Origin of the sequence: Noviherbaspirillum sp. (genome assembly GCF_035944575.1) — a bacterium.
In the GTDB taxonomy this organism is placed as follows: Bacteria; Pseudomonadota; Gammaproteobacteria; order Burkholderiales; family Burkholderiaceae_D; genus Noviherbaspirillum.
Genome location: NZ_DASZBA010000260.1, coordinates 14326 through 36121, shown reverse-complemented (window position 1 = coordinate 36121; position 21796 = coordinate 14326). Strand labels below are relative to the sequence as shown.

The 21796-nt window shown below is 61.1% G+C and carries 15 protein-coding genes; 2 read left to right on the top strand and 13 right to left on the bottom strand.

The features are described from left to right. Positions 1-100 precede the first annotated feature (100 nt). From VGU61_RS21675 to trxA, 13 genes are all read right to left on the bottom strand, one after another. Positions 101-3208 (bottom strand): efflux RND transporter permease subunit, encoded by a 3108-nt coding sequence (locus VGU61_RS21675; RefSeq protein ID WP_326861393.1) that lies wholly within the window; start codon positions 3206-3208, stop codon positions 101-103. Between the two features lie 8 nt (positions 3209-3216). Beyond that, on the bottom strand, positions 3217-4392 hold the full coding sequence (locus VGU61_RS21670; RefSeq protein ID WP_326861392.1) for an efflux RND transporter periplasmic adaptor subunit: 1176 nt from the start codon (positions 4390-4392) through the stop codon (positions 3217-3219). A gap of 24 nt (positions 4393-4416) precedes the next feature. Then, entirely contained in the window at positions 4417-5853 is a 1437-nt protein-coding gene (locus VGU61_RS21665) for an efflux transporter outer membrane subunit (protein WP_326861391.1), read from the bottom strand. Between the two features lie 4 nt (positions 5854-5857). Further along, on the bottom strand, positions 5858-6601 hold the full coding sequence (locus tag VGU61_RS21660) for a CerR family C-terminal domain-containing protein (protein ID WP_414691682.1): 744 nt from the start codon (positions 6599-6601) through the stop codon (positions 5858-5860). A 188-nt stretch (positions 6602-6789) separates the two neighbouring features. Next, positions 6790-7497 carry an intradiol ring-cleavage dioxygenase gene (locus VGU61_RS21655; RefSeq protein WP_326861390.1) on the bottom strand — a complete coding sequence of 236 codons (708 nt, stop codon included), beginning with the start codon at positions 7495-7497 and terminating at the stop codon, positions 6790-6792. 86 nt (positions 7498-7583) lie between these two features. Continuing rightward, entirely contained in the window at positions 7584-7775 is a 192-nt protein-coding gene (locus VGU61_RS21650; protein ID WP_326861389.1) for a hypothetical protein, read from the bottom strand. A 105-nt stretch (positions 7776-7880) separates the two neighbouring features. Continuing rightward, complete coding sequence (locus tag VGU61_RS21645; protein ID WP_326861388.1) at positions 7881-8819, bottom strand: sugar kinase; 939 nt, start codon at positions 8817-8819, stop codon at positions 7881-7883. A 48-nt stretch (positions 8820-8867) separates the two neighbouring features. Beyond that, on the bottom strand, positions 8868-10235 hold the full coding sequence (locus tag VGU61_RS21640; RefSeq protein WP_326861387.1) for an MATE family efflux transporter: 1368 nt from the start codon (positions 10233-10235) through the stop codon (positions 8868-8870). A gap of 8 nt (positions 10236-10243) precedes the next feature. After that, entirely contained in the window at positions 10244-11962 is a 1719-nt protein-coding gene (locus VGU61_RS21635; RefSeq protein WP_326861386.1) for a glycosyltransferase, read from the bottom strand. 159 nt (positions 11963-12121) lie between these two features. Further along, positions 12122-12388 carry a type B 50S ribosomal protein L31 gene (locus tag VGU61_RS21630; RefSeq protein WP_326861385.1) on the bottom strand — a complete coding sequence of 89 codons (267 nt, stop codon included), beginning with the start codon at positions 12386-12388 and terminating at the stop codon, positions 12122-12124. A gap of 175 nt (positions 12389-12563) precedes the next feature. Further along, complete coding sequence (locus tag VGU61_RS21625) at positions 12564-13325, bottom strand: carbonic anhydrase (RefSeq protein WP_326861384.1); 762 nt, start codon at positions 13323-13325, stop codon at positions 12564-12566. Between the two features lie 217 nt (positions 13326-13542). After that, a complete protein-coding gene (gene rho / locus VGU61_RS21620; RefSeq protein ID WP_326861383.1) occupies positions 13543-14808 on the bottom strand; it encodes a transcription termination factor Rho in 1266 nt (421 codons plus the stop codon). A gap of 276 nt (positions 14809-15084) precedes the next feature. Beyond that, positions 15085-15411, bottom strand: coding sequence for a thioredoxin TrxA (trxA, locus tag VGU61_RS21615; RefSeq protein WP_326861382.1), 327 nt, complete (start codon positions 15409-15411; stop codon positions 15085-15087). Between the two features lie 344 nt (positions 15412-15755). Here trxA and VGU61_RS21610 point away from each other — a divergent pair, with 344 nt between their 5' ends. Together VGU61_RS21610 and VGU61_RS21605 are read left to right on the top strand one after the other, a co-directional pair. Further along, positions 15756-18446 (top strand): PD-(D/E)XK nuclease family protein, encoded by a 2691-nt coding sequence (locus VGU61_RS21610; protein ID WP_326861381.1) that lies wholly within the window; start codon positions 15756-15758, stop codon positions 18444-18446. Beyond that, entirely contained in the window at positions 18446-21775 is a 3330-nt protein-coding gene (locus VGU61_RS21605) for a UvrD-helicase domain-containing protein (protein WP_326861380.1), read from the top strand. Before VGU61_RS21610 ends, VGU61_RS21605 begins: the two co-directional genes overlap by 1 nt. The last annotated feature ends 21 nt before the right edge of the window (positions 21776-21796 follow it).

Sequence of the window (21796 nt, the reverse complement as noted above, 5' to 3'; positions counted from 1 at the left end):
ACAAGCGGGACTGACATTATCCGCCCGTTCTCACCCCGTATTATCCCGAAACGGCAATTAAAGCTCTGCCAGTGCTGAAGGATGCGCAATCCTGACCGAATCACGCACCTTCAGTCACAGGAACACCTTGCGACTCTTGTTTTGCTTTTCTTCTCCCGAACAGGCGCTTGAAGAAATGCTCCAGGTCGTCAACGTAGGTAAACACCGCCGGTACGACCAGCAAACTCAGAAGCGTCGACGTGATCAGCCCGCCGATCACGGTGATCGCCATCGGCGAGCGGAAGCTTGGATCCGCGCCCAAGCCCAAGGCAAGAGGCATCATGCCGGCACCCATCGCGATGGTCGTCATGATGATCGGGCGGCTACGCTTGTGACAGGCGTCCACCAAGGCATCAAAGCGGTTCATGCCGGCCTGCCGCGCGAGAATTGCGTAGTCGACAAGCAGAATAGAGTTCTTGGTGACGATTCCCATCAGCATGATCAATCCGATCATCGACGGCATCGACAGTGCCTTGCCGGTCAGCAGCAGCGCGACGAATGCACCGCCGATCGACAGAGGCAGCGCGGCCAGAATGGTTGCCGGTTGCATGAAATCCTTGAACAACAACACCAGCACGCCATAGATACACAGCACGCCGATCAGCATCGCAATACCGAAGCTCGCAAAGAGCGCCTGCATCTCCTGTGCGTCGCCGAGTTCGGCGATCTTGACTGTCGGCGGCAGGTTTTGCAGCGACGGCAGCGCACGTGCTTCCGCATTGACTTCGCCAAGCGAACGTCCGCCGAGTTCCACATCCAGCGTCACATTGCGGCTGCGATTCAGCCGGTCGATCTGCGCCGGTCCGCTCTCCATGCTGATATCAGCGACGTTGCCCAGCATGACCGGACCGTTTCGTCCCGGCAATGTAAGACGTTCGATTTCGGCAAGGTCCGCGCGTACCGTATCAGGCAGCTTCACGCGAATCGGCACCTGTCGTTCGGAGAGGTTCATCTTCGGCAGATTGGTTTCATAATCACCGGCCGTTGCCACGCGAACCGTTTCACCGATGCTTGCGGCTGTAACGCCAAGGTCGGCAGCGCGCGCGAAGTCGGGGCGCACAATAATTTCCGGGCGCACCAGGGACGCGCTTGAACTGACATTGCCGATGCCCTGCAGTGTCCGCAGCTCGCGTTCGACTTTTTGGGCGGTTTGGGACAATGCCACCGGATCTTCGCTGCGCAGCACCAATTGCATTTTCACGCCGGTATCCGGCGGGCCGACGGTAAAGCGGGCGCCTGGAATGTCGGCCAGGTTGCGCCGGATATGGGTTTCGAGTTCCTGCAGCGATTCATCACGGTCGTTGCGATGCGCTGTCGTCAGGGTCAATACCGCGCGTCGCGCTTCCGCTGCCGCGCCGGGTGCGAACGCATCGCCGCTGGAACCCCCGCCGACGGAGCTGAAGATGCTGGTGATGCCCTTGACCTGCATCGCCGCCGCGCGGGTTCGTTCGGCGACGGCTTGTGTTTCCGCCAGTGTGCTGCCGGGCGGCAGTTCGATGTTGATCTGCGTTTGTCCGCGGTCAGCCGTAGGAACGAAGCCTGTCGGAAGCAGCGGTACCAATGCAATCGAGCCGAAGAAAAACAGGCCGGAGCCAATGGCGGTAATTAAACGATGCCGCAGACACCATTTCATCGTGGCGAGATAGCGCTGCATGATCCAGCCGTCCTTATGCTCGACGTGCTTCGCCGGTTTGAGCAGGTAGGCGGCCATCATCGGCGTCAGCAGTCGTGCGACGACCAGAGACGCAAGGATGGCGATCACCGCAGTCCAGCCGAACTGCTTGAAGAACAGCCCCGGTATGCCGCCCATGAAGGCGGTCGGGAGAAACACCGCAACCAATGCAAAGGTCGTCGCAATGACCGCCATGCCGATCTCGTCGGCCGCTTCCATGGCCGCCTGCATCGGGGTCTTGCCCATCTGCAGGTGGCGGGCGATGTTTTCGATTTCAACGATTGCATCGTCGACCAGCACGCCGACCACCAGCGCCAGCGACAGCAAGGTCACCGTATTGAGCGTATAGCCGAAATAGGTAAGGCCGAGAAAGGTCGGGATCACTGACAAGGGCAGCGCCGCGGCGGCAACCAGGGTTGCGCGCCAGTCGCGCAGGAACCACCACACCACCAGCACTGCCAGGATGGCACCCTCGTAAAGCAGTTCCATTGATCCTTCGAAGTTTTCTGCGACCGGCTCCGCATTGTCGATCGCCTGCTTGATTGTGATGTTGGGATGCGCCGCCTGCAGTTCCGCCACCGCGGCGCGTGCGCCTTCGGCAACCTTCAATTCACTCGCACCCTTGGTGCGAAATATCTCAAAGCCGACGACTTTCTTTCCGTCCTGGCTGGCCACGGCGCGCGGCTCGGCAACCGTGTCGGTTACCGTGGCCACCTGGTCGAGACGGATATGGCGGCCATCCGCAAGAGGAATATCGAGCGCGGCTAGTTCAGCGGCCGTCTTGACGGTCGCGATGGTACGTACCGATTGTTCCGCACCGCTGACGTCGCCGCGTCCACCCGGCGCTTCCTGTTGTACCAGGCGCAGGCGCCTGGAAACGTCGACCGCGGCGACATTGAGCGCCGCCATTTTCGCGGCATCGAGTTCGACCCGCACCTCGCGGTCGACGCCGCCCATGCGCTTGACAGCGCCGACACCAGGCACCGCCAGCAAACGCTTGGATGCCGTGTTATCGACAAACCAGCTCAGTTCCTGGTCGTCCAGCTTGGCGCCTTCGCCGCTGGAAGCGGCGGTGAATGTCAGCACCACCCGGCCGGCAGTCGATGCCTTGGTCACCGATGGATCACGCAGATCGCTTGGGAGATCGGCACGCACCCGCGCCACCGCGTCGCGCACGTCATTGACCGCTTCCGCAATCTGCTTTTCCAGGATGAATTCGACGGTGATCGTTACCTGGCCGTCGAGCACCTTGGTGTAGATGTTCTTCACGCCCTGCAGCGTGGCGACCGCATCCTCGATCTTGCGGGCAACTTCGGTTTCCAGCTGGGCCGGCGCGGCGCCGGACAGCGTGGCGTTGACTGTCACGATGGGCAGCTCGATGTCCGGGAAATCCTGAACGGCGTTGGAGCGATAGGACAAGAGCCCAGCCAGCGTCAGCAATGCGAACAGCATGATCGCCGGGATCGGATTCTTGATGGAGAGTGAAGAGAAATTCATGCTGACCCTTATTTGGTGACTGTTGTCACCGCTGTGCCGGATGCGCTTGCTGGTAAGGTCGGTGCGTTGCCCTGCACGACTTTCACCAGATCGCCTTCATTCAGGAAGCCGGCGCCACTGGCCACCAGCGTTGCATCCTGGCTGATGCCGTCGAGTATTTCCACCCGGTCACCCAGGCGGCGGCCGGTCTGCACCTTTACCTGCGTGACGCGGCTGTCATCGTTGAGCCGGAAAACGTAGCTGAAACCGTCGCGAATCACGACCGACTGCTGCGGCACGGTCAGCGCGTTCGATACACCGAGATCGAATTCCCCCTTGCCGAACATTCCCGACTTGGCCGGCGCGGCTTTGTCGGATGCGTTCGGCAGATCGACATAGACCAGTGCGGAGCGGTTCTGCGGATCGACGGTCGGCGCGACCATGCGCACCTTGCCATTGAGCTCGGTGCCGTTGGCGGCAACCACCTTGACGAGGGTGCCGGTTTTCAGGCGTCCGAGTTCGCTGGCGGTCACTTCGGCCCGCCATTCCAGGCGTCCTTGACGCACCATGCGAAACAGTTCCGTGCCGGCGCCGACCACTGCGCCGACGGTCGCCGTGCGCGACGAAATGATGCCATCGTCGGGCGCCAGCAGCTTCGTCTGCTTCAGCCGCAACTGCTGGGCGGCAAGCGTTGCCTTGGCAGCTTCCACTTTTGCCTTCGCGGTTTGCTCGGTCGTGAGATATTGGTTGATCTGCTGGGTACTGAGCGCACCGGTGGTTTGCAGTGTGCGGGCGCGTGCCGCATTGTTCGCTGCGTCGGCGGCATTGGCCTCGGCTTCCAGAAGCGCAGCCTTCGCCTGCGCAACATCGGCCTGGACAGTCTCATTCGAAAAGACGGCCAACACCTGGCCGGCCTTCACCATATCGCCGATACTGGCACGCACCTCCACCAGGCGCAGGCCGTTGGACTCACTGCCGATGATGGCTTCCTGCCAGGCGGCGATATTGCCATTGGCGGACAGCCGGATCGGCAGGCTCGCCTGCGAGGGGCGGGCGGTGGTCACTGTCAGCGCAGGACGCGGGGCGGCGACCTGCTTTTCTTCTTTTGCGGCCGGCTTGCCCGTAAACATGGCGATGCCGATCGCGCACAGAATGGCGATGACGATCAGGGCGATGATGACGGGCTTGCGTTTCAGTGTTTTCATGTTTTTGCTTTCAACAATTCGAATTCAGTTTGCCCGGACTGATACGGCGGCCATGTCGCCGCCGGTCCAGCCGCCGCCGGCGGCGCGGTAAAGCGCAATCCACGCCGCGACACGCTCGCGCTGAAGGTTGACCAAGGCAGTTTCCGCCGCCAGACGAGTACGGCGTGCTTCTTCCAGTTCGACCAGGCTGGCGAAACCGTTGACGTAGCGGCTTTCGGTCGAGGTGAAGGAGGTGCGATACCCTTCCACGGCGGTCGCCGCATCCTGGCTGCGGGCAGCCGTGCTGTCCAGCGTGACCAGGGCTTCCTCGACTTCCCTGACTGCCTGCCGCACGGCGGCCCGGTAATTCGTCGCCGCTTCGTCGTAGCGCGCCTGTGCCGCTTCGACATTCGCTGCCCGCCGGCCGCCATCGAACAACGGCACGGTCAATGCCAGCGGCCCGATCGACCAGGTATTCAGATCGGTACTGACGCCGCCGCTGCGAAAGGTGGCCAGGCCGACCGAGCCTGAAAGCGTCAACTGCGGAAAACGCTGCGCTTGCGCGTTGCCGACTTCCGCGCTGGCGGCTGCGATTTCACGCGCGGCATTGAAAACATCGGGCCGCTGCGTAACGGCATGCGCCGGCAAGGCGGCAACCGACATCGCCATGGTTTGCGGCAACTCGCCGGCCGTTGCTGCGACCTGCTGCCGCAGCTCCTGCTCCGGCATGCCGCTGAGCGCGACCAGCGCCTTGATGTCGAGATCGCATTGGGCGCGCTGCTGGATAGCCCGGCTGTTACCCTCTGCGGCGCTTGCGCGCGCCAGCGCCGCGGTTGCGGGCGCCTGAAAGCCGGCCTCGGCGCTGAGCTGGGTCAGGCGCGCCGTTTCCGCCCTTGATTTGGCATCGGCGTTGACGATGGCCAGCAGCTTTTCGCAGGACCTCAGGCTGTAATACTGGTTGGCCACCTCGGCCGCGACGGCGACCCGCGCTTCGTGCCATCCCGCCTGCGCACCTTCGAACCGCGCCTGTGCCGCATCGCGGGAATTCCGGTTGGCGCCGAACAGGTCGATTTCCCACGATGGTTGAAGCGCCGTCTGCACTGTCGTACCCATGGGCAAAGGCGGCTGCGTGCTGGTACGGCTGACGCTACCCGTGCCGTTCAGGACCGGCAGCAGCGCCGCGCCGGCTGACACGCGGGTAGCGCGCGATTGCTCGATTCGGGATCTGGCGGACGCAATCGTCGGGCTGACCGACTGTGCCGACTCGATCAATTGCGCCAGTAGCGGATCCCCTTGCGTGCGCCACCATTGTGAAAGGTCCGATACGGCACCGTTATGCGGGATCGCGGCGACGCTGGCAGGCAGTGGCGCATTCCATCGCGCAGGCAGCGGAGCGACGGTGGTCGATGATGGCATCTGCGTAGCGCAGGCCGCCAACCATAACGGCAATCCCGCGGCCACTGCAAACCGAGTGAGTCTCATACGCTTATATTCCGGAATGTTGTTGATCGTTTGTGTCCGAGCGGCGTGCCGTTTCGTTCGCCACCATTGCTTCGGCGTAATCCACGAGCCGCGCCGTCCATCGGTCGAGCGCGTCGGGCGTCGCGACCAGCCTTGGCCGGATGGCCTGGATGACATCGCGTGCGACGAACATTTGCAGTGCCAGACCGGCAATTGAAAAAGCCAGCCGATGCATATCGTCGTCCGCCTTTGTGACGCCGAGATGACGGCACAGCACCCGCACCAGGGCGGCATGCGAAGGCTTGATGCCGTTGTCAATCTCTTCGGCCCAGAGGCCGGTCGGTTCCAGCAGCTCACGAAAATGCAGGCGCATGCATAACTGCACGAGGTCGCCCTGCTTGAGCGGACTGATGAACGACGTGAAGAAACTTTCGAGCGACTGCCGTAGCGTGAACGCCGGCTGATCGAAGAGGGCAATATCGTCGCGGGCACTGCCCAGCGGCTCAGTGAATACCGCGCGGTAAAGGCCGGCTTTATCGCCGAAGTAATACCGGATCGACGCGATATTGATATCGGCGGCCTGTGCAATGTCGCGGGTGGATGTTTTTGCAAAACCTTTTTCAGCGAACTGCCGCAGTGCTGCATGCAGCAGTCGCTCGCGTGCTTCCGCGCCGTCGGAGCGCTGCTTGCGGTTATCGGCGGCTATGGCAGTAGGCGATGCAGCGCTTGGCATCGGGAGGTTGGAGCCGTCGTCGGAGGATCGTGTCATGGCGGGCATTTTACTACATAAATCAAACGATTGATTTAATTAAATCGATTGATTTATGGGTGCGCGGCCATAGCATTTCCCATGGGGCGTTTCCAATGGGCGTGGTTTGAATACTATTTTTATGGGTGTGCCAGCCCCGCTCCATGCCGTGCATCGCCGGGGAGTATGAGGAGGTAAAGCGGTGTGATTTAGATACGGATGCCGAAGTTGAAACTGCTGCGGTATCCGTCGCCCTGTTCGCTTAGGGAAAGCATGAGTTGCCGGCCGCCTCTCTGAAACAAACCATCCTGGTTGTTTCTTTGCCGGGCCTTGCGGGAGTCGGCGTAGGCTTTATGCAAATACACCCGGTCGGTAACCGCATCGTCGAAATACAACTGCGAGGTAAACTCGCTGGCACGCCCGGACGGTGAACGCGAGCGCACCTTGACATGAATATGCACCGTCCGTCCGGGATAGGCGCCCGGATAGATGGTCGTGAACCGGACTTCGCCGTTTGCGTCGGTAATTTGATAGCCGCGCAGAAAGCCGGGTGCTTCAGGATGGCGCCTGTTTTCCTCCACGGCGGAGTATTCGCCGCTGGCGTCGCAATGCCATACATCGACCATTGCGCCGGCGAGCGGGGTGCAAGCGGAGGCGCCCGCCGCCGATATGCGCAAAGTGAGCTGGAGGGGCACGCCGGTCTTCGCCTGGCCTTGCGAGGGATCGGCACGTATATCGGACCTGTTCAGCCGCTGGTCGATGAAGTAGGGGCCCTCCATCTGCTGCGGTGTGAGGATGCAGGCGGGCGTGCCGCCGCCCGTCTGTGCATGCAATCGGTTGGGCAGAAGACCGGCGCCGAACAATGCCAGCAAGGTGCGGCGATATCGGTTGGCGGTGTTTGGTCGGTCCGGTTCCATGGAATGCCTTCAGGGTCACTGCGCTTAGTGATACCGGACAGGTGCCGAGTTCCTCGGCGATAGCCAGCATCCGGCCATACTGCAGTTTATTTGAACGGCACGAATTTTGAACGCCTGATACTGGTCTTTCGCGCATTCACTACTTCTTTCAATGCGACAGCCAGTATTTCAGTCTGGCGTTTTCCAGGAACCAATGCGGCGGCGACGCAGCAGGCGCGAACCGCCCGCTCGAGGTTGCGCAGTGCGCGGAGTTCTTCGTGATATTGCTGATCAAGCATGGCAGGTTCTTTCCAAGGACAGGAAATGACCTAGACCCGAATTTTGGGAAAATGTTCCTCAAGGAAACCTATCTTGAGTGCAACTTCATGCCTTCGTCATGGAACCTACGCGGATGCCGGATTATGCCCATTGCGGGCGATGAAGGCGGCAACTTCCGTACGCGTCGGTATGCCGGCGCGGCCGCCGTGCCGGGTGCATTTCAACGCCGCCACCGCACTGGCGAACCGCATGGCATCCGCCACTTCAGCACCCTCGCCGAGGGCCAGCGTATAGGCGCCATGAAAAACGTCTCCGGCGCCGGTCGTATCGACCACGTCGACGATGTATGCCGGCTGGCGGTGGACACCGGTGTCGTCGATCCAGATCACGCCTTCGCCACCGCGCGTCAGCGCCGCCACCTTGCAGCCAAGGATCCGCGCCTGCGTCAACGCAGCGATCCGGTCATCGTCATTGTCGAGCGGACGGTTGCCGGCGAACGAGCGCAAGCCGGGCTCCGAAAACACCGCATGGTCGACCAGCGGCAGCGTCGCGGCGAAGGCGGCCGGCATGGCCGTCTCCGCATCCAGCACGGTCGGTACGCCGCATCCGCGTGCCCGGGCGAACAGGGCGCAGGCGCCCTCGATCCAGCGGATGTCGGCAAGCGCCGCATCGGCGCCGGCGACCGCTTCCAGTGGCAGCCAAGCGGGATGATCCGGAATGCCGGTACCGCGAAAGTTGATGATTGCGCGTTCTCCATCGTTGGCCACCAGCACCGCCGAGGTGGAGGAGCGGGCGCCGGGGAACAGGCGAAAGTGATTGACGTCCACGCCATATGAACGCATTTCGTTTTTCATGCTTTCGCCCGCAGCATCGTCACCGGCCCGGCCCCAGTAGGCAACCGAACCGCCCAGGCGCGCTACCGCGACCGCGGCATTGGCTCCCATCCCCCCGCCGACTTCGAAATAATCGCTGGCGCGCACTTTCCCGCCGCCGGTCGGCAGGTCGAAGACAGGCCAGACCTTATCCAGCGTCGTGTTGCCAAGGCAAATGATGCGTGTCGTCATTCAGGCTTCCTCTTAGTGGTTCCTTTGCTGCAGAACTGCTCCGGGATTTTAGCCACTGCGCTCGACGTCGCGCTGGACTTTGCGCAAGTACCAGAACAGGCCGGCGGCGACCAGCGCAAGGCTGGCGCTGTTGCCCATCCAGAAACCGGCCGGCCCCTGCAGTGCCCGCGGACTGATGCCGAACGGATCTAGGCCGAGGATGTAACCCCCGCCGAGGCCGATGCCCCACAGCGCCACCGCATACATGATCGTCGGTACTACCGCCACCCGGTAGGCGCGCAAAACGAAAGCGGTCGTGACCTGCACCGAATCAAAAAGCTGGTAAATGGCAATGTAGGCGAACAGCGGCAGCGCGGCGGCGATGATGGCTTCATCCGGCGTATAGGCGCGCACGATAAGGTCGCGCGCAAGCCAGACCGCGCAGCCGATGGTAACCGACAGCACGGCGGCGAGGCGGATGCCGACGAAGCCGATATGACGCGCCGTGTCGAGACGGCGCGCGCCTATCGATTGCGCAACCAGGGTGCTGGTGGCGCTGGCGATCGACAGCGGCAGCATATAGAGCACGGTGGCGAAGTTGGCGGTGATCTGGTGCCCGGCAACCGCGGTATCGCCGAGCCGGGCGATGAACAACGCCATGAAGGTGAATGCGGTCACCTCGATCAGGTAGCTCATGCCCATCGGAATGCCGAGCTTGAGCAATGCCAGTTGCGCTTTCCAGTTCGGAGCGGAGAAGCCGGTGCCGAAGATACCGAACGACTTGTAAAAGGGCAGGGTCCGCACGAGACCCCAGCTGATCAGGAACGTCAGCCAGGACGTGATGGCGGTCGCCATTGCGCAACCGGGACCGCCATACGCCGGCAAGCCAAGCCAGCCGAAAATGAAGAGGGCGTTCAGCGGTATTTTCAGCAGCAAGGCGCCGACCTGGATGGCCATCAGCATCTTCGGCCGCGCTAGGGCGGTGTTGAGGGCGCCGTAGATGCGAAATCCCAGCGTGGCTGGCAGGGCAAGCGCGAGGATGCGCAGGTACATCACCGATTTTTCGGTCAATTCCGGTGATGCCTGCGCCAGCGAAAGCAGTGGATGCGGAAAAAGCAGTACCAGGCATCCGACAACCGACAGGAACAACGCCAGCCACGCGCCTTGCTTTACTTCGTAGCCGACTTCCGCAAGCCGTTGCGCACCGAACATCTGGGCGACGATCGGCGAGAGCGCCTGCAGCACGCCGTTCAGGCCGACGAACACACTGACATAGATGGATGCGCCGATCGCCAGGGCCGCCAGATCGGTCGCCGAAAAACGCGAGGTCATCGCGGTATCGATGACGCCGTTGGCGATAACCGCCAGTTGGCCGACCAGGATGGGCCAGGCCAGCATGGCGATACGGGTGGTAGGGCGTTGAGCCTTTTCCTCCATGCGGACGCTTATCGCTTCACCTTTTGATAAAGCCGGAAACGTTCATGCCGGTCGGATGCGCGCCTGCCTTCCCACAGGAGCCGCCATTGCTCGTCGGCCCTGATAAGCCGCTTGGCATTGTCCTGCCGGCGGTTGTCGTCCTGGAGAAGTAGCAAGTCGCAATCGATGTCATCAAAGTCCGCAAAGGGAATTTTTCCGAAATAGGCGAAGGAAGCGCGCTGCGCCGGTCCGACATTCGTTTCCACGCATGCGCCGCCTTCCGGCAGCGCTTCCGCCATCTGAAGCGCCACGCCAGAGTAACTCTTGCCGTAATTCACCCAGGGAAGCCACAAGGTCGTCAGCAGCACCCAGCACAGAATCACGCCGCCGGACGACAGCACCACCGCCCGCCACAGCACCGCCGGCCGGCGCGATACGCGCCAGTGCACTAGCAGGATCCAGCCAATCGTCACGCACACCGCGACCAGAAACATCACCAGACTGAACTCCGGCTTGAAGCCCGGTGCCAGTTTGAAGGCATTCTTTGCCAGCTTCGCCGGCCACCCGGTTTGCTTGGCGATCCAGCCGAGCCAGATGAAAGCAGCACAGGTCGTCAGTGTCATCACCGAGAACCAGTCGACAGCATTAATTGCGCCGCGTTTCATGGTCGGCAAGCCGAATGCCGCCAGAATTGCCAGCGGCGGCAATAAGGGCAGCAAAATGCCTTCGTCCGGACGCCCGTTGATCAGGGCCAGGACAATGAATGTCATGGCGAATGCCAGCGGCACCGCAATATGAATCGCACGAAACTGTTTCCGCCATGCATACACTGCCCAGCCCGCATAGGGCCATGCGGGCCATGCGAACCAGATCACGTTTTTCGTGAAATACCGGATGCTTTCAATGGAAGGCAGGCTGATCTGGCGATGGTTCCATAGCATCCAGGCATCAAACGGCGAACTGTTGAATGGGCGGACATAATAGTTCGTTGCCAGCCAGATTTCCGAGATTGCCACTGCGGTCGCCAGGCTGACAATAGCGGTCTTTGCCATCAGGGCCTTGCTGCGTATGCCGGCCAGCACGGCGATGGCGAGCCACAATGCCAAGGGGGCAACCCACCCGCGCGTCAGGACCAGCAATCCCAGCACCGCGCCGAGGCCGGCAGCAGTACGAACAGATTCCTTCTCGAACAGGCGCACCGTTGCGTAGATTGCAAGCGCGATGAGGGAAACATGCAGCGCCTTGGCGCTGGTGTAGTGGCTATGCAGCAACAGGCCGAGGCAGCCCAGGTAAATCAGTAGTGCGCCGTCGGCCAGCGTGCGGCCGAAATCCCGCGGTTCCGGCTGGCCTCCGAATGCAAGCCTGAGCGGTTGTGCTTCCGAGCGGCGACCCAATTGGTAGGTGGCGTACCAGACGCTCAGGGAGCCGAGCAGGAAAAATCCGGCAGTGGCGATCCGGGCGGCCAGCGCATCGCCAAGCAACCATCCGAACAGCTTGATGCACAGGGCGCCTATCCAGTAGGCAAGCGGGCCTTCGTCCGCCATCGGCAACCCGACGATATGCGGCCATAACCAGTCTTCCAGTCCGCCGTTTGCCATCGTCCACATGACGCCGAAACCCGCGGCGTCATCCGTCTTCCACGGATCGCGTCCGAACAGCCCGGACAGGATATATATCAGGCATAGGGCGAACAATCCCCAGCGAGGAAGCGCATTGGTAGCGGATGCGGGGAGACGGACAGGCTTCATGAAGGCGTGTTGGATTATTCTTATTCGGGTCGGCGTTATTGTGCCGGAAAATATCGGCCGGGTGTGCCGGCTTCCAATAGCCCGGCCGCGTGTCCGGAAGTTTCAACTGCATAAATAAAAAAGGCAGCCGTAGCTGCCTTTTTGAAACAAAGCGCCGGCTTAGCCTGCTGCTGATGTTTTCGAACCGCGGGTGCCGAACTTCTGGCGGAATTTTTCCACGCGACCGGCGGTGTCGACGATCTTGTGCTTGCCGGTGTAGAAAGGGTGGGATTCTGCGGTCACTTCAAGCTTGACCAGCGGATAATCCTTGCCTTCGAAATTGATGGTTTCACGAGTCTGGATCGTGGAACGGGTGATGAATTTGAAGTCGTTGGACATGTCTTGGAATACGACTTCACGGTAATTCGGGTGTGCGCCTTCTTTCATAGTTGCCTCGTCATGGTTAGGTAGCCAATCAGCACTTCGTCGGTCGTCCTGCTTCCTGACCCGATTGCCGGTCACTTGCCTGGTTGGAAAAACCCGTGATTATACAGTGGAATCGTCCCATGGCATATTCCGTCTGCCGGGCATCGGCACGCAGGCGATAGTACGGCACGTTAATCTAGAGATCGGCAGCTTGCTTTGACGGTGCGCTTTCAAAAAACTCAACCCGCCCTTCGTCAAGGTCATAACGGGCACCGACAATCATCAATTTCTTGCTTCGCGACGGCTCCAGCAGCAATGCTTCCGACGCACGTAACCGATTGACGACCCGCATGACGTTTTCGCGTACCGATGCATCCAGAAGGGCATCGTTGGTGTATGGCCGGCTCGGACCCAGGGACGCTTTGGCTTTTAATACGGATGGCACGATCGGTTCGATCATCGGACCTATGCTGCCCGGGAAAGTGGCATTTTTCTCGACGACCTCCATTGCGGCATTGACCGCGCCGCAGCGCTCGTGCCCCATCACTACAATCAATGGAACGCCGAGTTCCGCGACCGCGTATTCGATACTGCCTTGCGCAACGGTGTCTACTGTATTGCCGGCATTGCGCACGACGAACAATTCTCCCAACCCGCAATTAAACAGCAGTTCCGGCGCCACCCGGGAATCCGCGCAACTGACGACTACGGCCATAGGCGCTTGGCCGCGTGCGATTTCCAATCGTCTTTCGCGCCCCTGATTTGTTTTCATGGCGTTGTCCAGAAGGAACTTTTCGTTTCCTTCCTTGAGAGCCGCCAACGCTTGTGCTGCCGTCAACGTCGTTTTTTTCCCGCCCGACGCTTGAACATAAGGCGCAAATAAACCAGCGCCAAGAGCAGCACTGCCACAGCATACTTTTTTGAAAAGATTGCGTTTCGTCTTGTCGAACACCGGCATTGCAGCTCCTTCGGAATGCATTGGTTGAGATTTCCATCCTACAACACGGCCCTCAGAAGAACGAACGTGCTAATTGGAAACTACGGACGTCGACACATGAGTCACATGGGAAGCGGCTGAGATCCCTTTTCGCAGCCAATTAATACTGTGTGCCACATTAATACAGGCGAAAAAAAAGCGCATGCAAAGCACGCGCTTTTATCTTCGCAAACTAAAGTCAGCTTCCGCCACGACGCATCATGTCGAAGAATTCAGCATTGTTCTTAGTCGACTTCATCTTGTCGAGAATGAACTCCATCGCTTCGATCTCATCCATGCCGTAGAGTAACTTGCGCAACACCCAAATTTTCTGCAGCTGATCTGGCTTGATCAGCAATTCCTCGCGGCGGGTGCCGGATTTGTTCAAGTTGATTGCCGGGTAAACACGCTTTTCAGCCAACCGGCGTTCAAGGTGAACTTCCATATTGCCGGTGCCCTTGAATTCCTCGTAGATCACGTCGTCCATGCGGCTGCCGGTTTCAATCAGCGCTGTGGCGATGATGGTCAGCGATCCGCCTTCTTCCACGTTGCGCGCCGCACCAAAGAATCGCTTCGGCCGTTGCAATGCATTCGCATCGACACCACCGGTCAGCACCTTGCCCGATGCGGGGATGACAGTGTTGTAAGCGCGTGCAAGTCGGGTAATCGAATCGAGCAGGATGACCACATCCCGTTTCATCTCGACGAGGCGCTTGGCTTTCTCCAACACCATTTCGGCAACCTGCACGTGGCGGGTGGCCGGTTCGTCGAAGGTGGATGCGACCACTTCGCCGCGCACCGAGCGCTGCATTTCCGTCACTTCTTCCGGACGTTCATCGATCAGCAGGACGATCAGGTTGGTATCCGGATGGTTGGTGGTGATCGCATGCGCGATGTGCTGCAGCATCACTGACTTCCCGGACTTCGGCGATGCCACCAGGAGGCCGCGCTGGCCGCGGCCGATGGGCGCGATCATGTCAATAATGCGGCCGGTGATGTTTTCCTCGCCCCGCATGTCGCGTTCGAGCGTCATGACCCGGTTCGGGTGCAGCGGAGTCAGGTTCTCAAACAGAATGCGATGCTTCGAGGCTTCGGGCGGTTCGCCGTTGACCTTGTCCACCTTCACCAATGCAAAATATCGCTCACCGTCCTTCGGGGTACGGACCTCGCCTTCGATCGAATCGCCGGTATGCAGATTGAAGCGACGAATCTGGGAAGGAGAAATGTAGATGTCATCGGTGGATGCCATGTAGCTGGCGTCCGGGGAGCGAAGGAAGCCGAAGCCGTCCGGCAGGACTTCCAGAGCGCCGTCGCCGAAGATCTGCTCGCCGCCTTTGGCGCGTTTCTTCAGGATCGCAAACATTAATTCTTGTTTGCGCAGACGCGCGGCGTTGTCGATTTCGAGTCCGATAGCCATGTCCAACAATGCGGAAACATGGAGCGCCTTGAGTTCAGATAAATGCATAGTGAGTGTCCCGTGCGGGAAAAATAGGGTGGGGGAGGGAACTGCGTGGGATAAAAGGGTTAGCGCAAAGGATGCGCGCTAGCAGGACGGAGTGTAGCCTAGCGTAGCGCGTTCCTCAACCGGGCTGGCGGCACGAGCGTGCCGCCGCGCCAGGGCGGTCTTCAAAAAACTGCAAGGCGCCGGTTCCGAAAATTTGATGTCCGCCGTACCGGCGTACGGAGGTGCTTTTCATGCCGGACTCGACTGCCTTAACCATTCCTGAAAACCGCTCCAGGATTAAATGTTGCTGTCGATAAACGATGTCAGCTGGCCCTTGGCCATCGCGCCGACTTTTTGCGCGGCCGGTTCGCCGTTCTTGAACAGGATCAGGGTAGGAATGCCGCGGATGCCGAACTTGGCAGGAACCGACTGGTTGGCGTCCACATCCATTTTCGCGATCTGCAGTTTTCCGTCGTATTCCTTCGCGACTTCCTCGAGGATGGGAGCAATCATTTTGCAAGGGCCGCACCATTCCGCCCAGAAATCCACGAGCACGGGTTTGTCTGACTGAAGAACGTCTGATTCGAAGGAAGCGTCGGTAATGTATTTAATGTTATCGCTCATGGTTTCCTCTATGGAAGGGAAATAATGTCAGCACCGGAGACGGCAATTCCTGCTCGCCTTTAAGGGCAACACGTCCGGTACTGCAATTGATAAATGGGAACGTCGTGCACGAATTCAAGTTCGTTGAAGACTGGGACAAGAGGTGCTACGGCAGGGAATTGGGGAAATCATAACCGATTTTCATAAAAAGTGGGACGACACACCAATTTTGCATTCCTCCTCGCATAGAATGCGGGAATCACAGCCTATGCTTGCACGACGTCATCACGAACCGGCTGCATTCGTACAATCCCGGGTACAAGATCGGGTCCACCGCTACGCGCCAAACTACAGAACAGATTTGCATGCTGCACCATTCTTTACTGATCCCGCCATCCGCCGCCTTCTGGTCCACCACGGCGCGTGCATTGCTGGAACATGAGGTGCTTCGGAACAATGGCCGGCACGTGCCCGATTACTCCGCGATACGCATTCTGGTTCCGCATTCCTCACATGCGCATTTGTTAAGAAATGCGCTGGCAGCCGAATTGCCATCAGCATTCATTCCGCCTCGCATCATGACCCTGTCATCGTGGGTGGCGCAGCTGCCGCCGCTTCCTGATGCAGCCAGCGTCACGTCGGACAGCGAGCGACTGATGTCGCTCTATGCGCAGCTTCGACAGCATGCGTGGCTGAAGAAGTTGTTTTCGGCCCGGCGCAATACCGACCTTCTGCCGCTGGCCCAGACGCTGCTGACATTATTCGACGAACTGACCCAGGCACTGGCGCCATCGATCCACGACAGTCCCGATGGGGCGGACGAGTGCTGGGAGATGGCGTTGCAGCAACTGTCGGCGCCGGCCCGCGATTTGTTGTCGGACGAGGCGCAGCTGGTCTGGTCATTGTGGAAGAGCCAGGTTGATGTGAACGACCCCATCGCCGTACGTTTTACGCAGATGATGCGGCTGGCTGATGCCGCCGCCGAGTCACTGATATGGATCGGCGCCGCAGAACCCGACGCCATGGAAAGCGCTTTCCTGACTGCCTACGCCGAACGGCAGGCAGTCGTGGCAGTGCGGCCGGACTGGCGGGCCGCTGCGGTCGATCCGCTTTATGCGGCAGCATGGCCGGAGCTGCTCGACGAGGGCGGCGTGACGATTGCGCAAGGAGAGGTGGTGGCACCGGTCGGTGTGTCTCTGTGCCCGGCCGGCAGTCTGGAAGAGGAGGCGCAGCGCGGTGCGCAGACCGTCATCGGCTGGCTGCAGCAGGATAAATCGTGCATCGCCATCATTGCCCAGGACCGGGTCGTGGCGCGGCGTATCCGTGCCTTGCTGGAACGGGCCGAAGTTTACGTCTCCGATGAAACTGGCTGGAAGCTGTCGACCACCCGCACCGCGTCGGCGATCGCCGCGCTTCTCGATGTGGTGGCAACACGTGCCCAGACCGGCACATTGCTGGATCTGCTGAAGTCGCCATTCCTGTTCGCCGATCTGGCCGACAAGCCGGACCGGGTCATGGCGATCGAAGCGGCGCTGCGGCGGGCCAATGTCCTCGGTGGATGGGAGGCGGCGCTGGCGGTTCTGGAAGACAATCCGCTGGCACATGATGCGCTGCGACGCATCGCCGACCAGGCCCGTTTCCTCGTCGGGCGCAAAACGCTGCGGGAGTGGGTCGACGCCACGTCACATGCCTTGCATTCGCTGGGCATGTACGCGGCGCTGGCGGCTGACGCTGCCGGCGCACAGGTGGTGGCTTTGCTGGATGCGCTGGAACAGGATTGCGACGCCGCCCAGGATGATTTTTCCTTCTCGGAATGGCGTGCATTCATCGGCCTGCAACTGGAAGCCACGCCCTATGTGCCGGACGATATCGATCATCGGGTGGTCATGCTGCAACTGAACGGCGCGCGCCTGCGCCGTTTCGATGCGGTGCTGATGGTTGGCGCCGACGCCTCCCACCTGCCGTCGCAACTGAACGAAACCCTGTTTTTCGCCAACGCGGTACGTCGCCAGCTCGGACTGGCGACGCGGGAAATGCGGCAACGCATGCAGATGCGCGATTTCGCCGAATTGTTGACGGTGAATCCGGAAGTGGTGCTGTCCTGGCAGGCCGTCAAGGACGGGGAGCCGAATCCGGTCAGTAGCTGGGTGGAGCGTTTGCAGCTCGTGCTTGAGCGAGCCGGTGCCGCGGCGATCCCGGCGCACAAGGTCGAAATCGCGTCCTGCCGCCTTCGGCCCCTCCCGGTGCGCATGCCGTCGCCCTCCGCGCCGCATCTGCTGCCGGCCAGGTTGTCGGCCAGCGGCTACAACAGCCTGGTCGCCTGCCCGTACCAGTTCTTCGCCACCCGCATGCTGGGTCTCAACCGCATGGACGAACTGTCGGACATGCCGGAAAAGCGTGACTACGGAGATTGGCTGCACAAGATCCTGACCCTGTATCACGAAGCGGTGCGCGATAAGAAAGTACCGCGATCGGCACGTCTTGAACTGTTGCAGGAGATTTCGCAGCAGGTTTTCGATGCGGCGCTGTCCCGTAGTGCTGCGGCCCTCGGTTACTACGCGCGCTGGCAGAAAGTGATGCCGGCCTACCTCGAGTGGGCGAACCAGCGCGAGGCCGACGGCTGGCATTTCGTCGCTGGAGAGCAATGGTTCGAAAAGAGCCTGCACTGGGATGGCGGGAAGATCACGCTGCACGGCCGCATCGACAGGATCGACCATAACGAAGCCGGCGAGCGCGCGGTGCTCGATTACAAGACCAAGAATGTGCAGGCGCTGCGCGACAAACTGAAGGAGGGTGAAGATCACCAGCTCGCCTTCTACGGCATGCTGTCCGATGTGCCGCCGGCCTATGGACACTACGTTGCGCTGGAAGCGACCAAGGACAAGACCGGCGCGGCCGAGGCGCAGCAGTATCTCGAATGGCAGCGTGCGCTGGAGGAAAGACTGGTCGGCGCATTGCGTGCGATCGCCGCCGGTTCACCCTTGCATCCGAATGGCATCAACCGCGTCTGCGAGTACTGTGAAGTGCGCGGACTGTGCCGCAAGGGGGCGTGGTAATGAATATCCGCCAGGCGCCGCGCGCTTACGAGATGAATGGCGAGGCGGTCAGCGCCGAACAGTTCACCCGCATTGCCTGCGACCCGCGCCGGTCCGTGGTGGTCGAGGCCTGTGCCGGCAGCGGCAAGACCTGGCTGCTGGTGGCGCGCATGTTGCGTCTCCTCCTGGCCGGCGCCGAACCCGCCGAACTGCTGGCCATTACCTTCACGCGCAAGGCGGCGCAGGAAATGCGCGACCGTCTGATCCAGTTGCTTCGCGACCTCGCGTTGCAACCCGACGAGCAGGTGCGGCAATTGCTGCTGGAACGCGGCGTGCCGGAACAGGATCTGCCGCAGCTTTTCCCGGTGGCGCGCAATCTGTATGAACGGGTGCTCGCCAGTCCCCAAACGCTATCGATCGACACCTTCCATAGCTGGTTCGCGCGGCTGATCCAGATCGCACCGCTCAGCTCCGGCGTGCCGCACGGTTACACCCTGACCGAAGCAACCGGCGAATTATTGATGGATGCCTACGGCAGGCTGATGCAATCGCTGAACGATGACAGCCATGCCGAAACTCGGGAAGCGTTGCTGACGCTGTACGAACTGGTCGGCGACTGGAACGCCGACCGGCTGCTGGATGCCTTTATCGAGAAGCGCGCCGAATGGTGGGCGTCCACCCATCGCATGCCGGATGCGCCGGCCAGCGTGCCGCTGCAATGGCTGCAGGAGCTGTGCGGCGAGGATGCGGAGTTTGATGCGCGCCTTGGCTTGTGGGAGGACGAGACCCTCTGTTCACGGTTGCGCAATGTCGCCTGGCTGCTCGGTCAAGGGGCCAAGCGCAACCAGGAGCGCGCCACCGCCATCGAAAGCGCGCTCACTGCAGGTGCCTGCCTGGACGGTTTCGGCCAACTGCTGACACAATTTTTCGATGACAAGGGCAGTGTGCGTGGCAATGATCACCGGCGCGGAAAGCTGCTCGCCGCGCTGGAGCAGCATCTCGGCCCCGGTGGTGCGGACAGTTTCGAGCAGGAGTTTGCCGCCATCGCCGAATGCCTGCAGGCGCTGCATCGCCGCAGCGGCGAGCAGAAGGTGATCGCACTCAATTGCGCCTTGTTCACCGTCGGCGCAGCGTTCCTGGAACGCTATCAGGCCATCAAGGCGGAGCAGCGGGTATTCGATTTCGGTGATCTGGAGTGGCATGCCTATCGCCTGCTGACCAATGAAGATCATGCCGCGTATCTTCAAAGCCGGCTGGATTCCCGCTACAAGCACATCCTGCTGGACGAATTCCAGGACACCAATCCACTGCAGTGGAGCATCGTGCGCGCCTGGCTTGCAGCGTATGGCGACGATGCACAGCAACCGAGCGTTTTCATCGTCGGCGATCCGAAGCAATCGATCTACCGTTTCCGCCGCGCCGAACCGCGTGTGTTTATCGCTGCCCGGGACATGCTGGGCGCACAGGGCGCCGCCGTCCTGCGCACCAACCAGACGCGCCGCAATGCGCAGGCGATCGTCGAAGCCCTGAACGCAAGTTTTATCGGCAATCCGATCTTCTCCGCGCAAACCACGCTGGGCGCCGCCGGCGGCGCAGTTTGGCGCCTGCCGCTGGTGCATCCACCGCAGGCGGACGCCGAGGTATCGCCGGTATTCGTGCTGCGCGATCCGTTGGTCACGCCGCGCGCCGAGGAAGAGGATGCTCGCCGGCTGGATGAAGGCCGCGCGGTGGCACGGGCGATCCTGCGGGCGAGGGAAGAGCTCGCCGCCCGCAATGGCCGTCCGGCGGCATGGTCCGATGTGATGATGCTGGTGAAGAAGCGCGCCTACCTGACTGCTTATGAAAGTGCGCTGCGCGAAGCCGGCATACCGTTCGTCTCGGACAAGCGCGGCGGACTCCTGGAATCGCTGGAGGTTGCGGACCTGATGGCGCTGCTCACCTTCCTGATCGTGCCGGGCGATAACCGTGCACTGGCCCATGTATTGAAATCGCCGATCGTCGGCGCGGTGGATGCGGACCTGATTGCACTGGCAGAGCGCGCCAGGGAAACGGGCAAAGCTTGGTGGCCCTGCATGCAGGTACTTGCCCGCGATGGCGGTTCGGCGCAAATCAAGCGCGCCGCGCGGCTTCTCGAACAATGGCTTGCCATCGCGCCGCGATTGCCGGTGCATGATCTGCTGGACGTGGTCCTGCACCAGGGCGAACTGGTTGCACGGTATGCGCAAGCCGCGCCGCCGCTGGTGCGCAGCCAGGTTGTGGGGAATATCGAGGCCTTCATCGAACTCGCGCTGAATCTCGATGCCGGCCGTTATCCCAGTCTGCCGAAATTCATCGACGCGCTGCAGGTGTTGAAGAAGGGGGCGCAAACCGACGCGCCGGACGAAGCCAGCATCGACGCCGCGGCCGACGCGGTTCGCATCCTTACCATTCACAGCGCGAAAGGCCTGGAAGCGCCCATCGTCGTGCTGCTCGACGCCAATCACAGCGATCCGGCACGCGATGACCTGGGCATCCTGTGCGACTGGCCACAGGACGCCGACGCGCCGACGCACTTCTCCGCGTTCGGCCGACGGCAGGAGCGCGGCGCGGCGCGAGACGCATTGTTCGCCGCCGAGGAAAGCTTCAAGCAGCAGGAAGACTGGAATCTGCTGTATGTCGCAGCCACGCGCGCAAAGAGCATCCTGATCGTAAGCGGTGTCGCGGGCGGTCGGGGAGCACTTCCCGACGGCGCTCTGGAAGGAAGTTGGTACCAGCGGTTGCAGTCGGCGCAGCAAATCGACCTTGGCGACGTTGCCCAAGCGCTGGCACAAGCGGGCATGGCGGGCGAAGAAGAGTTCAGCTTGCCGTTGTTTGATCCGCCGCCGGTACCCGGCACGCTCGTCGACCCCAGGGCATTCCGCAACGACGCCATCGACGAGGGCGTTGCCCTGCATGCCTTGCTTGAACGCCTCACCGCCATGCGGCAATGGCCGGTCACGGTACCGGAGGCGGAAACGCTGGCGCGATGGTTGCCCTGTCCAATGGCATTGTCCGGCATCGTGCGCGAGCAGGCGCTGGCCATCCTGTCACGGCCCGAGCTGGAACGTTTCTTCAATCCGGAACGCTTCCGTGCGGCGCACAACGAACTGGACGTCATGATCGCAGGGGAAATCATGCGGTTTGACCGGGTTGTCCTGTTCGATGACGAAGTCTGGATCCTCGACTACAAACGGGATGTGCTGGATAGCGAACTCGCCGCATACAGGGAACAACTCGCTCGCTACCGCGATGCAGGGAAACAGGTATTTCCGGGTACAACGCTTTACACCGCATTGGTCAGCGCCGATGGCCGTCTGCACCTGATCGACTGATGGATGGCGGGCCGTCCGAGC